A 13,041-nucleotide genomic window follows, 5' to 3' on the forward strand; every position below is an offset into this window, starting at 1 on the left:
CTATGGTAACGCCAAGGATAATCGATTGGCTTTATTTCTTAGGGCCGTGTCGAATGACCCCGTGACCAAAAGGGCTATCGCGGACGCTGATGTCCGTGCGCTCATCCAGCAGGGAAACGCCACCATGACCGACGAAGCCAAATGCCCCTTCTCCGGCCGGACGACCGAATCCGTCGCGGGCGGCGGGGTGCAGAACCGCGACTGGTGGCCGGGCCAACTGCGCACCGACTTGCTGAACCAGCATTCCAACCGGTCCGACCCGCTGGGCGAGGGGTTCAGCTACCGCGAGGCCTTCGCCAAGCTGGACTATGAGGCGCTGAAGGCCGACCTGCGGGCGCTGATGACGGACTCGCAGGACTGGTGGCCGGCGGACTTCGGTCACTATGGGCCGCAGTTCATCCGCATGGCCTGGCACAGCGCCGGCACCTATCGCGTCGGCGACGGACGCGGCGGCGGCGGGCGCGGTCAGCAGCGGTTCGCGCCGCTGAACTCCTGGCCCGACAACGTCAATATCGACAAGTCGCGCCGCCTGTTGTGGCCGATCAAGCAGAAGTACGGCCAGGCCATCTCCTGGGCCGACCTGCTGATCCTGACCGGAAACGTGGCGCTGGAGACCATGGGCTTCCGCACCTTCGGGTTCGCGGGCGGCCGCGAGGACGTCTGGGAGCCGGATCAGGACGTCTATTGGGGGCGTGAGACGACCTGGCTGGGCGGCGACGAACGCTACGCTCACGGCTCGCACGGGGTGGTGAAGCCGGGCGACGAGGCCGTGCTGGTCTCGGACGATAATGCTGACGGCGACGAGCATTCGCGCGATCTGGAGAACCCGTTGGCGGCGGTTCAGATGGGTCTGATCTACGTCAATCCGGAAGGGCCGGACGGCAATCCCGATCCGATCGCCTCCGCCCGCGACATCCGCGACACCTTCGGACGGATGGCGATGAACGACGAGGAGACCGTCGCTCTGATCGCCGGGGGCCACACCTTCGGCAAGACCCACGGCGCCGGCCCGGCCGACCACGTCGGGGCCGAGCCCGAGGCGGACGGTCTCGAGGCGCAAGGCCTGGGCTGGGCCTCCAGCTTCCGTTCCGGCAAGGCCGGGGACGCCATCACCAGCGGGCTGGAAGTGACCTGGACCCAGACCCCGGCCCAGTGGAGCAACTTCTTCTTCGAGAACCTGTTCGGCTTCGAATGGGAGCTGGAGAAGTCGCCGGCAGGCGCGCACCAGTGGGTGGCCAAGGACGCCGGCGAGATCATTCCCGACGCCCATGATCCGTCCAAGAAGCGTCGTCCGACCATGCTGACGACCGACCTGGCGCTGCGGTTCGACCCGGAATACGAGAAGATCTCGCGCCGCTTCCTGAACAATCCGCAGGCCTTCGCCGACGCCTTTGCGCGGGCCTGGTTCAAGCTGACCCACCGCGATCTGGGACCGCGTTCGCGCTACGTCGGGCCGGAAGTCCCGCGCGAAGTGCTGATCTGGCAGGATCCCGTGCCGGAGGTCGATCACCCGCTGATCGATGCGACGGATGCGGCGGTTCTGAAAGCTAAGGTGCTGGCAACGGACCTGAGCGCCGCCGAACTGGTGGGCACGGCCTGGGCCTCGGCCTCGACCTTCCGGGGCGGGGACAAGCGCGGCGGGGCCAATGGGGCGCGCATCCGCCTGGCGCCGCAAAAGGACTGGGCCGCCAACCAGCCCGAGCAGCTGGACCGGGTGCTGAAGACGCTGGAGCGCATCCAGTTCGAGTTCAACCAGGGCCAGACGGGCGGCAAGACCGTCTCGATGGCCGACCTGATCGTGCTGGCGGGCAATGCGGGCGTCGAACAGGCGGCCAAGGCGGCCGGCCATGAGGCCAGCGTGCCCTTCACGCCGGGTCGGACGGACGCCAGCCAGGCGCAGACGGATGTCGAATCCTTCGCCTATCTGGAGCCGGTCGCCGACGGGTTCCGCAACTTCCAGAAGGCCCGCTATGCGGTTCCGGCCGAGGCCCTGCTGATCGACCAGGCGCAGCGGCTGACGCTGACGGCGCCGGAGATGACGGTGCTGATCGGGGGCTTGCGCGCCATCAACATCAATACCGGCGGGGCGACGCATGGCGTGCTGACGGAACGGCCGGGCGTGCTTTCCAACGACGTCTTCGTCAACCTGCTGGACATGGATGTAAAGTGGACGGCGACCTCGGACGCCCAGGATGTGTTCGAAGGGCGCGACCGTCGCACGGGCGACCCGAAATGGACCGGCACCCGCGTCGATCTGGTGTTCGGCTCCAACGCCGTGCTGCGCGCCCTGGCCGAGGTCTATGCCGGGGCGGATGCTGAGGCCAAGTTCGTGTCTGACTTCGTGGCGGCCTGGACCAAGGTGACCGAGCTGGACCGGTTCGACCTGCACGGTTGAGCCGCATCCGGGTTTGAAGAAGCAAAGGGCCGGACGCCGTCGCGTCCGGCCCTTTCGCTGGGCTAGCGCAGCTTGATCTCGAACAGTTGGGGCCAGTGCTTGCCGGTGACGAACAGCCGCTTGCCGGCGGCGTCCCAGGCGATGCCGTTCAGGACGTCGTCATTGGGGTCCAGTCCGACGTCCTTGGGGACCAGGGCGGTCAGGTCGATGAAGGCCTTCACCACGCCGGTCTCGGGGTCGATGCGGGCGATGCGGTTGTCCTGCCACAGGTTGGCGAAGACCTCGCCATTGATCCATTCCAGCTCGTTGATCTGATCCAGCGGCTGGCCGTCGGCGGTGACGGAGACGCGGCCGGTCTCGGCGAGAGTCTCGGGATCGAGGAAGCGCAGCTGGTCGGTGCCGTCGCTCATGATCAGGCGGCGGCCGTCGGTGGTCAGGGCCCAGCCCTCGCCCGGATAGGAGAAGCCGCCCAGGGGCGAGAAGTCGTCCAGCTTCCAGATGAAGCCGATGTGGTTGCGCCAGGTCAGGCTGTAGAGCTTGCCGTTCAGCGTGGTCATGCCCTCGCCGAAATAGATGGTCGGCAGGTCGCGCTGGCGCTCCACGCGGCCGGTTTCCAGATCCACCTTGCGGATGAAGGACGGATAGAGGCCGGTGCTCTCGTAGAGGCCGCCGTCATGGAAGAAGAGGCCTTCGGTGAAGGCCCCCGTGTCGTGCGGATAGGCCCGCACGACCTCATAGGACTGGACCGGAACCTCGGCCCGGACGGGCAGGCCAACGCCTATCGCCAGAAGCAGGCCGGCGACGAGGCCGGCGAGGCGAGGCGACAGGCGGACCATGATCCCTCAGCCCCGCTCGGCGGCGGCTTCGGCCTCGGCCTTCTGGGCGCGGACCTCGGCGGCGTTCGCCTCGCTGCGGGCGCGTTCGGCCTGTTCCTTCTTGGTGGCTCCGCGACGACCCATCATGTTCAATGCCTCAACACCGGCCGAGAAGGCCATGGCCGCATAGATGTAGCCCTTGGGCACATGATAGCCGAAGCCGTCGGCGATCAACACCATGCCGATCATCAAGAGGAAGCCGAGCGCCAGCATGACCACGCTGGGGTTCTTGTTGATGAAGTTCGCCAGGGGGTCGGCGGCCAGCAGCATCACGGTCACGGCGACCAGGACGGCGACGACCATGATCGGCAGGTGTTCGGTCATGCCGACGGCGGTCAGGATCGAATCGATCGAGAAGACGATGTCCAGCAGGATGATCTGGAAGATGGCCGCCCCGGCGTTCATGATCATCACGTCCTTCTTGTCCATGACGTCATGGCTGGGCGTGGGATCGACGGTGTGGTGGATTTCCTTGGTCGCCTTCCAGACCAGGAACAGGCCGCCCGCGATCAGGATCAGATCCTTCCACGAGAATGCGTTGCCCATGACGCTGAAGACCGGCTGAACCAGGCCGACCAGCCAGGCGATGATCGACAGCAGGGCGAGGCGCATGACCAGGGCCAGGCCGATGCCGATGCGGCGCACCTTCTGGCGCTGATGCTCGGGCAGCTTGTTCGACAGGATGGAGATGAAGATCAGGTTGTCGATGCCGAGCACGACTTCCATCACGATGAGCGTCACCAGCGCGGCCCAGGCGGCCGGGTCGGAGAGCAGGGGCGTTATGCTGTCGAGCATGAGGTGTCCTAGAGGAAAAGCTTGAGCGGAAAGCGCTAGGGCCGGCGCGGGTTCCGATCAAGCATCCGGCTGCGGCGTCATGGTCGCACCCCCCGGTTTGAGGCGGCGCGCGCGGCGTTATCGCGCAGGGGCAGACGCCCGGATGGCTTCACGGAATGTTGCGAGCGGCAAAACCCCGTGCTATCAGGCGCCCGGCTTGGAGGGGGCGTATTTACGGATACGGCCTCCGTCGTGCTTTCCGTAAGCATTTCAAGCTTTTGACCGTTGCGACCCTCGCAGTCGGTCGCGACCCTGACACAACGACCTCGGACCCTAATCAGTGGCTGATGATTTCAGAACGACGGAAGTCGGCGATCGCTACGCACAGGCGCTGTTTGACCTGGCGCTGGAAACCGGCCGCCTGGACGCCGTGCGCGCCGATCTGAAGTCGCTGAAGGCGGCCTGGATCGAGAGCGCCGACCTGCGTCGTCTGGCGACCTCGCCGGTCATTTCGGCCGATGATCAGGCCAAGGGTCTGGTCGCCATCGCCGCCAAGGCCAAGTTTGAGAAGACCACGTCCAACTTCCTGGGCCTGCTGGCCCAGAACCATCGCGCCAAGGATCTGCCGGGCGTGATCGCCGGCTTCGAGGCGCGTTACGCCAAACACGCCGGCGTCGTCGCCGCCGAGGTCGTCTCGGCCCAGGCGCTGGACGCCAAACAGGTCGCCGCCATCACCGCCGCCCTGTCCAAGAGCCTGGGCAAGGCGCCGGAACTGACCGCACGCGTCGATCCGTCGATCCTGGGCGGCCTGAAGATCAAGGTCGGCTCGAAACTGTTCGACGCCTCGCTGAAGACCAAGCTCGACCAGATGAAGTTCGCCCTCAAGCGGGCGTAAGCCCGCTCCCGCCAAACGAATGCGCGCCTGAACGGCGCACCCGCAGAAGACTGAAGAACAGAGAGCCCGTCATGGACATCCGCGCCGCTGAAATTTCGGCCATCCTCAAGTCGCAGATCGCCAACTTCGGCGTCGAAGCCGACGTTTCCGACGTCGGCAGCGTGCTGTCGGTCGGCGACGGCATCGCCCGCATCCACGGTCTGGACAATGTCCAGGCCGGCGAGATGGTCGAGTTCACCAAGGCCGGCGTCAAGGGCATGGCCCTGAACCTGGAACGCGACAATGTCGGCGCCGTGATCTTCGGCGCCGACGCCGCCATCGCAGAGGGCGACGACGTGCGCCGCCTGGGCGAGATCGTGGACGTGCCGGTCGGCAAGGGGCTGCTGGGCCGCGTCGTCAACCCGCTGGGCGAGCCGATCGATGGCAAGGGCCCGATCCAGTTCACCGAGCGCCGCCGCGTCGACGTCAAGGCGCCGGGCATCATCCCGCGCAAGTCGGTTCACGAGCCGATGCAGACCGGCGTGAAGGCCATCGACACCCTGATCCCCGTCGGGCGCGGCCAGCGCGAGCTGATCATCGGCGACCGTCAGGTCGGCAAGACCGCCGTCGCCATCGACGCCATCCTGAACCAGAAGAACGTCAACAAGACCGACGACGAGAGCGCCAAGCTCTACTGCATCTACGTCGCCATCGGCCAGAAGCGCTCGACCGTCGCCCAGATCGTCAAGACCCTCGAAGAGGCCGGCGCGATGGAATACACCATCGTCGTCGCCGCCACGGCGTCCGAGCCGGCCCCGCTGCAGTTCCTGGCGCCCTTCGCCGGCACCGCCATGGGCGAGTTCTTCCGCGACAACGGCATGCACGGCCTGATCGTCTACGACGACCTGTCCAAGCAGGCCGTGGCCTATCGCCAGATGTCCCTGCTGCTGCGCCGCCCGCCGGGCCGCGAAGCCTATCCGGGCGACGTCTTCTACCTGCACAGCCGCCTGCTGGAGCGTTCGGCCAAGCTGAACGAGGATTACGGTTCGGGCTCGCTGACCGCCCTGCCGCTGATCGAGACCCAGGCCAACGACGTGTCGGCCTATATCCCGACCAATGTGATCTCGATCACCGACGGCCAGATCTTCCTGGAATCGGACCTGTTCTACCAAGGCATCCGTCCGGCCGTGAACGTCGGCATCTCGGTGTCGCGCGTGGGTTCGTCGGCCCAGACCAAGGCGATGAAGAAGGTCGCCGGCACCATCAAGGGCGAACTGGCCCAGTATCGTGAGATGGCCGCCTTCGCCAAGTTCGGCTCGGACCTGGACGCCTCGACCCAGAAGCTGCTGGCCCGCGGCGCCCGCCTGACCGAGCTGCTGAAGCAGCCGCAGTACTCGCCGCTGGCGATGGAAGAGCAGGTCGTCTCGGTCTACGCCGGCACGCGCGGCTATATCGACGGGATCGCGGTCAGCGACGTCGGGCGTTTCGAGAAGGAACTGCTGGCGCGCGTCCATGCGAACCACGCCTCGCTGCTCGAAGGCATCCGCACCAAGAAGGACCTGACCTCGGACCTCGAAGCCGAGCTGAAGGACATCCTGGCCGCCTTCGTCAAGACCTTCGCCTGAACCCCGCCGGATAAGCTGAGAGAGTAAGCGCCGGATGGCCAGCCTCAAGGAAATGCGCAATCGGATCGGAAGCGTCAAAGCGACGCAGAAGATCACGAAAGCCATGCAGATGGTCGCCGCGGCCAAGCTGAAACGCGCCCAGGATCAGGCCGAAAGCGCCCGGCCCTATGCGCAGAAGATGGCCTCGGTCATCGCCAACCTGGCCGCCGGCGTCTCGGGCGCCGATGCGCCCAAGCTGTTGGCCGGCACGGGTCAGGACCAGCGTCACCTGATCGTGGTGGCGACGGCGGACAAGGGTCTGGCGGGCGGTTTCTCGACCAACGTCATCCGCGCCGCGCGCGAACGGATCAACAGCCTGGTCAACGCCGGCAAGGATGTGAAGATCATCGCGGTCGGTAAGAAGTCGCGCGACCAGCTGACCCGTCTGTACGGCGACAAGGTGATCCACACCTTCGAACTGAGCGAGCACAAGACCATCGGCCTGCCGTCGGCCCAGCCGGTCGCCGAAATGATCGCCACGGCGTTCGAGGACGGTCAGGCCGACGTGGTCACCTTGTTCTACAGCCAGTTCAAGTCGGTGATCCAGCAGGTCCCGACCGGCAAGCAGCTGATCCCGGCCGTGGTCGAGGGCGACGCCCAGCCCATCGACCTGAACGGCGCGGTCTATGAATACGAGCCGTCGGAAGAGGAAATCCTCGAGACCCTGCTGCCGCGCAACCTGACGACCCAGATCCTGGCCGCTCTGTACGAGAACCAGGCGGGCTTCTTCGGGTCGCAGATGGCGGCGATGGACAACGCCACGCGCAACGCCGGCGACCTCATCAACGCCCTGACGCTGCAGTACAACCGCAAGCGCCAAGCCCAGATCACCACCGAACTGATCGAGATCATCGCCGGCGCCGAAGCCCTTTGATCCCGACCGAACAGACATTCCGATACGGACCCCAGCCATGACCGACACCGTCGCCCCCAAGAAGCCCGCCGCCCGCAAGCCCGCCGTCAAGAAGGCCGCTGCTCCCGCCTCGATGGGCGCCGCTCCCGTCTCCGTCGTCGCCACCGGCAAGATCGCCCAGGTCATCGGCGCCGTCGTCGACGTCGAGTTCACCGGCCACCTGCCGGCGATCCTGAACGCCCTGAACACGCAGAACGTCGATCAGAAGACGGGCGAGCCCTTCACCCTGGTGCTGGAAGTCGCCCAGCACCTGGGTGAGAACATGGTCCGCACCATCGCCATGGACACGACCGAGGGCCTGACGCGCGGCCAGGCCGTGATCGACACCGGCTCTTCGATCCAGACCCCGGTCGGACCGGGCGTGCTGGGCCGCATCATGAACGTCGTTGGCCAGCCGATCGACGAAGCCGGCCCGATCAAGACCACGCAATACCGTCCGATCCACCGCGAGGCCCCCTCGTTCGAGGAACAGACCACCTCGTCGGAAATCCTGGTCACGGGCATCAAGGTGATCGACCTGATCTGCCCCTACACCAAGGGCGGCAAGACCGGCCTGTTCGGCGGCGCCGGCGTGGGCAAGACCGTGACCATGCAGGAACTGATCAACAACATCGCCAAGGCGTACGGCGGTTATTCGGTCCTGGCCGGCGTGGGTGAGCGCACCCGCGAAGGCAACGACCTGTATCACGAGATGATCGAGTCCAACGTGAACGTGGACCCGGCCAAGAACGGCGGCTCGACCGAAGGCTCCAAGTGCGCCCTGGTCTATGGCCAGATGAACGAGCCTCCCGGCGCCCGCGCCCGCGTCGCCCTGACCGGCCTGGCCCAGGCCGAGTATTTCCGCGACGAAGAAGGCAAGGACGTCCTGCTGTTCGTCGACAACATCTTCCGCTTTACGCAAGCCGGTTCGGAAGTGTCGGCTCTGCTGGGTCGTATCCCGTCGGCCGTGGGCTATCAGCCGACGCTGGCGACCGAGATGGGCAATCTGCAAGAGCGCATCACCTCGACCAAGAAGGGCTCGATCACTTCGGTCCAGGCCATCTACGTCCCCGCCGATGACCCCACCGACCCGGCGCCAGCCGCGTCCTTCGCCCACTTGGACGCGACGACCATGCTGTCGCGCGACATCGCCGCCCAGGCCATCTTCCCCGCCGTCGATCCGCTGGACTCGACCTCGCGGATCATGGACCCGCTGGTCATCGGCGAGGAGCACTACCAGGTCGCCCGTTCGGTCCAGGAAGTGCTGCAACAGTACAAGGGCCTGAAGGACATCATCGCCATCCTGGGCATGGACGAGCTGTCGGAAGAGGACAAGCTGGTCGTCTCGCGCGCCCGCAAGATCCAGCGCTTCCTGTCGCAGCCCTTCTTCGTGGCCGAGCAGTTCACCAATGCGCCCGGCAAGTTCGTCGAACTGGCCGACACGATCCGCTCGTTCAAGGGCATCGTCGCCGGCGACTACGACCACCTGCCGGAAGCCGCCTTCTACATGGTCGGCGCGATCGAAGAGGCCGTCGCCAAGGCCGAGAAGATGGCGTCGGAAGCCTGATCATGGCCGGCAAGCTGAACTTCTCCCTCGTCTCGCCGGAACGCGAGGTCTTCTCCGGCCTCGTGGACCAGGTGGATGCGCCGGGCGTGGAGGGCGACTTCGGCGTCCTGCCGGACCACGCCCCCTTCATGACCGCCCTGCGCGAGGGCCTGGTCACCGTCTATAACGGCGGGACCAAGATCCAGTACGACGTCCACGGCGGTTTCGCCGACGTCAACGGCGAAGGCCTGACCATCCTGGCCGAACAAGCAACCGAGGTCGTCGCGGGCTGAGCCCTTCCAAGGGTCGAACGATTTGAGGCCTCCCGTTTCGGCGGGAGGCCTTTTTCGTGGGCGACGGTCGCGCTAGGACCAGCCCATGACCGATCCCCTCGACATCCAAGGCGTCTGCGCTCCCGGCTATGAGGCCGTGCGCGAGGCGTTCGCCGCCAACTTCACTGAGGCGCCCGAGGGGCTGAACGAGCAGGCGGCGCGGTTCAGCGTGCTGGTCGAGGGCGAGGCGGTCGTCGATCTGTGGGCGGGCCATGCGGATACGGCGAAGACGACGCCGTTCACGGAGGCGACCCTGACCTCGGTTTTCTCGACCGGCAAGGCGGTGATGGCGATCCTGATGGCGACGGCGGTCGAGGCGGGGCAGGTCGATTATGACCAGACGGTCGCCTCGCTGTGGCCCGAGTTCGGGGCGGCGGGCAAACAGGATGTGACCGTGGCCGAGTTGTTGAGCCATCAGGCGGGCCTGCCGGGGTTTTCCGAGGCGGTCGATCCGACCATCTGGTTCGACGTGCCCGCCGTCCTGGCGCGGCTGGCGGCTCAGGCGCCGATGTGGGCGCCGGGCACGGCCTCGGGCTATCACCCCGTCACGGTCGGCTATCTGGCCAATGAGGTGTTTCGCCGCGCGACGGGGCGGACCATGGGCCAGGCGTTGCGCCAGGACTTCCCTGAGCTGGATCTGTGGATCGGCTTGCCGGAAAGCGAGCACGGGCGGGTGGCGCAGATGAGGAAGCCCACCTCGGCGCCCAGCCTGGGCGTGGTCGATCCGATCAAACAGGCCGCCTTCCTGGATCGCGGCTCGGCGCCCGGCGGGCGGGGCTCGGCCGCATGGCGCGAGATGGAGATCCCGTCGGCCAATCTGCACGGCACGGCCCTGGGACTGGCGCGGATGCTGGGGGTGGTCGCCAACGGTGGGACGTTGGACGGCCGGTCGGTGCTGTCGGCGGGGACGCTGGAGCAGTTGACGCGCGAGCGGATCCACGGGCCGGACAAGGTGCTGCCGTTCGAGATCAGCTGGGCGGCGGGCCTGATGCGCAACGACGGGCTGAAGGTGTTCGGGCCGGACGAAGCCTTCGGCCATTACGGCTGGGGCGGGTCGATGGCCATGGCCGATCCGTCGCGCCGGTTGTCGGCGGCCTATGTGATGACGCGCCAGTCGCCGCACCTGATCGGCGATCCACGTCCCCGGCGCCTGCTGGACGCGCTCTACGCCGCCTTCTGAACCCGGCCGGGCGCGGTCAGCAGGCCGACCAGACCCGCCAGGCCCGCACAGGCCGCGCAAGCCAGGATCACCGCGCGGAAGGCGGCATGGAAGGCGTCGCGGCTGACGGGCGTCATCTCGGCCCCCGACATGACCTGAGCCAGCAGGGCGCGGCCGTCGGGCTGGTCCGCGACGGCGGTAAAGACCGCCGACAGCACCAGACCCAGCAGGGCCACGGCCAGCAGGCCCGCGACCCGCGCCACGGCGTTGTTGACGCCCGAGGCCACGCCGGTGTGGCCCGGCTGGACCGCCCCCATCACCGTCGCCGTCAGCGGCCCGACGGCCAGGGTCATGCCGATCGCCATCACCGTCATCCCCGCCAGCGGCCCGTCGACATAGCCGGCGCCGGGCGCAGGGACCGCCAGCAGCGCCAGTCCGACGCCCGCCAGGGCCGGCCCGACGCTGAGCGACAGGCGCGCGCCGAACCGGTCGGCGATCCGTCCGGCCAGGCCCGAGAACAGCCCCATGACGGCGGCGAAGGGCAGCATGGCCGCCCCGGCCTCGGTCGCGCTCCAGCCGTGGACCCGGATCAGGTCGAACGGCAGGAAGAACATGGCCCCGCCCAGGGCGAAATAGAGCAGCAGGGTCAGCAGGTTTACGCCGCTGAACACCGGCGAGCGGAACAGGCCCAGCGGCATCATCGGCCGCTGCTCGCGCGCCTCGGCCCAGAGGAAACCCGCCAGCAGGGCGGCGCCGCCGACCAGTCCGCCCAGGATGACGGGCGAGGCGAACCCCAGGTCGGGCGCGGCGGTCAAGGCCCAGGTCAGGGCGCCCAGACCCGCCACGGCCAGCACGGCGCCCAGCCAGTCCAGGCCCTTGGCCTCGGGGTCCCGGCTCTCCGGCGTCACAGCCAGGGTGACGACGGCGGTCAGGATCGCCAAGGGGACATTGATCCAGAAGATGGCGCGCCAGTCGGCCGCGTCGGCCAGCCACCCGCCGACCAGCGGCCCGATCATGCCGGTCAGGGCGCCGAATCCGGCCCAGGTTCCGAACGCCTTGCCGCGCTCCTCCGGGGGAAAGGTCGCGCCGATCACCGCCAGGGCGCCCGGCGTCAGCAGGGCCGCGCCGATCCCCTGGACCGCGCGACCGGCCACCAGAGCCTGGACCGTGGGCGCCAGGGCGCAGCCGATGGAGGCCAGGGCGAAGATGGCCACGCCGATCAGGAAGACCCGCCGCCGCCCGAACCGATCGCCCGCCGCCCCGCCGATCAAAACGAGGGCGCCCAGGGTCAGCAGATAGGCGTTCGACACCCACTGCACGGCCGCCGTTCCCGCCGCCAGGTCGCGCTGCACCGCAGGCAGGGCGACGCCCAGAGCCGAGCCGTCGATGAAGGTCAGGCTGGATCCCAGCACGGTCGCCGCCAGCACCCAGCGCTTGCGCGCCGCTGACAGCGGGTGATTTGGGGTCGGTGCGGCGCGGACCTGGGCGTCGTCGCAGGGGCCGGGCTGGGCGGTCGTCATGGCGTCGCCTCCGTGAGGCGGGCAGGCTACGCCGGTTCCGCCGTGGTCTTCAACGCCTCGCGCGCCGCGCGGCTGCGATTGTAGGCGGCCAGGGCGAAGACGACGGCCCCGGCCCAGATGAAGCCGAAGGAAATCACCCGCAGCAGGGTCAGGGGCTCGCCCGCCCAGACGCCGCAAGCGAACTGAAGCGTGGGCGCCAGGAACTGGATGAAGCCGATGGTGGACAGGGGCAGCCGCCGCGCCGACCAGGCGAACAGCACCAGCGGGATCACCGTCGCCGGCCCGTTGACCAGCGCCCAGGCCAGACCGGCGGGCGAGGAAAAGCCCGTCGCCTGACCGTGCATCGCCAGCCAGGCCAGGAAGACGGCGCCGATGGGCGCCAGAACCAGACATTCGACGAACAGGCCGGTCTGGGCCGAGGCGGGCACGCGTTTGCGGATCACTGCATAGGCGCAGAAGGTGACGGCCAGGGTCAGGCCGATGACCGGCACATGGCCCAGGGCGATGGTCTGGATCACCACCCCGACGGCGGCCAGGGCGATGGCCGCGCCGCTCCAGCGGTCGATCTTCTCGCGGAACAGCACCGCCCCAGCGGCCATGTTCAGCAGGGGGTTGATGTAATAGCCGAGGCTGGCCTCCAGCGTCGCATGGTGGGTGGTGGCGAAGACATAGAGGCTCCAGTTCGTCGCGATCATCACGGCCGACAGGGCCAGCCAGGCGAAGGTGCGCGGCGTCGCCAGCACCCGTTTCGCCTCGCCCCACTGTCCCGCCATCAGCAGGAACAGGCCGGCGAAGAACACCGACCACACCGCCCGGTGCGCCAGGATCTCGGGCGCGCCGAAGCCGTGGGCCGCCAGCGCCATGAACAACAGCGGCAGCAGGCCCCACAAGGTGTAGCAGGCGATGGCGGTGGCGACCGCGCGGGGGTCGGCGGCGGGGGTTGTCATGGGCGGCTCAACTTCACTTTCGTCATCCTCCGGCAAGCCGCGTCTTCGCGGCGCAGACCGGGG

At 67.7% G+C, this 13,041-nt stretch carries 11 protein-coding genes; 7 read left to right on the top strand and 4 right to left on the bottom strand.

What is annotated here, in order from left to right; all coding sequences use genetic code 11:
• Positions 1 to 124 precede the first annotated feature (124 nt).
• Complete coding sequence (gene katG, locus ACODSC_RS09760) at positions 125 to 2,395, top strand: catalase/peroxidase HPI (RefSeq protein WP_488813702.1); 2,271 nt, start codon at positions 125 to 127, stop codon at positions 2,393 to 2,395.
• Between the two features lie 62 nt (positions 2,396 to 2,457).
• Here the strand turns inward: katG and ACODSC_RS09765 are convergent, their stop codons facing one another.
• Positions 2,458 to 3,231, bottom strand: a complete 774-nt coding sequence (locus tag ACODSC_RS09765; RefSeq protein ID WP_488813703.1) for a glutaminyl-peptide cyclotransferase — start codon at positions 3,229 to 3,231, stop codon at positions 2,458 to 2,460.
• A gap of 6 nt (positions 3,232 to 3,237) precedes the next feature.
• Positions 3,238 to 4,065 (bottom strand): TerC family protein, encoded by an 828-nt coding sequence (locus tag ACODSC_RS09770; protein WP_488813704.1) that lies wholly within the window; start codon positions 4,063 to 4,065, stop codon positions 3,238 to 3,240.
• 319 nt (positions 4,066 to 4,384) lie between these two features.
• On the opposite strand from ACODSC_RS09770, the gene ACODSC_RS09775 reads away from it, so the two are divergent.
• The 6 genes from ACODSC_RS09775 to ACODSC_RS09800 all read left to right on the top strand — a co-directional run bounded on the left by ACODSC_RS09775 (position 4,385) and on the right by ACODSC_RS09800 (position 10,532).
• Entirely contained in the window at positions 4,385 to 4,939 is a 555-nt protein-coding gene (locus ACODSC_RS09775) for a F0F1 ATP synthase subunit delta (protein WP_488813705.1), read from the top strand.
• Between the two features lie 71 nt (positions 4,940 to 5,010).
• Positions 5,011 to 6,543, top strand: coding sequence for a F0F1 ATP synthase subunit alpha (gene atpA, locus ACODSC_RS09780; RefSeq protein ID WP_488813706.1), 1,533 nt, complete (start codon positions 5,011 to 5,013; stop codon positions 6,541 to 6,543).
• Positions 6,544 to 6,577: 34 nt separating this feature from the next.
• Positions 6,578 to 7,456: a F0F1 ATP synthase subunit gamma gene (locus ACODSC_RS09785; protein ID WP_488813707.1), complete on the top strand. Its 879-nt coding sequence runs from the start codon at positions 6,578 to 6,580 to the stop codon at positions 7,454 to 7,456.
• Between the two features lie 37 nt (positions 7,457 to 7,493).
• On the top strand, positions 7,494 to 9,041 hold the full coding sequence (atpD, locus tag ACODSC_RS09790; RefSeq protein ID WP_488813708.1) for a F0F1 ATP synthase subunit beta: 1,548 nt from the start codon (positions 7,494 to 7,496) through the stop codon (positions 9,039 to 9,041).
• 2 nt (positions 9,042 to 9,043) lie between these two features.
• A complete protein-coding gene (locus tag ACODSC_RS09795) occupies positions 9,044 to 9,313 on the top strand; it encodes an ATP synthase F1 subunit epsilon (protein ID WP_409719604.1) in 270 nt (89 codons plus the stop codon).
• 85 nt (positions 9,314 to 9,398) lie between these two features.
• A complete protein-coding gene (locus tag ACODSC_RS09800) occupies positions 9,399 to 10,532 on the top strand; it encodes a serine hydrolase domain-containing protein (RefSeq protein ID WP_488813709.1) in 1,134 nt (377 codons plus the stop codon).
• Here the strand turns inward: ACODSC_RS09800 and ACODSC_RS09805 are convergent.
• Together ACODSC_RS09805 and rarD are read right to left on the bottom strand one after the other, a co-directional pair.
• Positions 10,517 to 12,031: an MFS transporter gene (locus ACODSC_RS09805; RefSeq protein ID WP_488813710.1), complete on the bottom strand. Its 1,515-nt coding sequence runs from the start codon at positions 12,029 to 12,031 to the stop codon at positions 10,517 to 10,519. The two genes, ACODSC_RS09800 and ACODSC_RS09805, sit on opposite strands and share 16 nt — an antisense overlap.
• Before the next feature lie 26 nt (positions 12,032 to 12,057).
• Positions 12,058 to 12,978, bottom strand: coding sequence for an EamA family transporter RarD (rarD, locus tag ACODSC_RS09810; protein WP_488813711.1), 921 nt, complete (start codon positions 12,976 to 12,978; stop codon positions 12,058 to 12,060).
• Positions 12,979 to 13,041 lie beyond the last annotated feature (63 nt).

It is taken from the genome of Brevundimonas sp. FG128, from assembly GCF_057809775.1.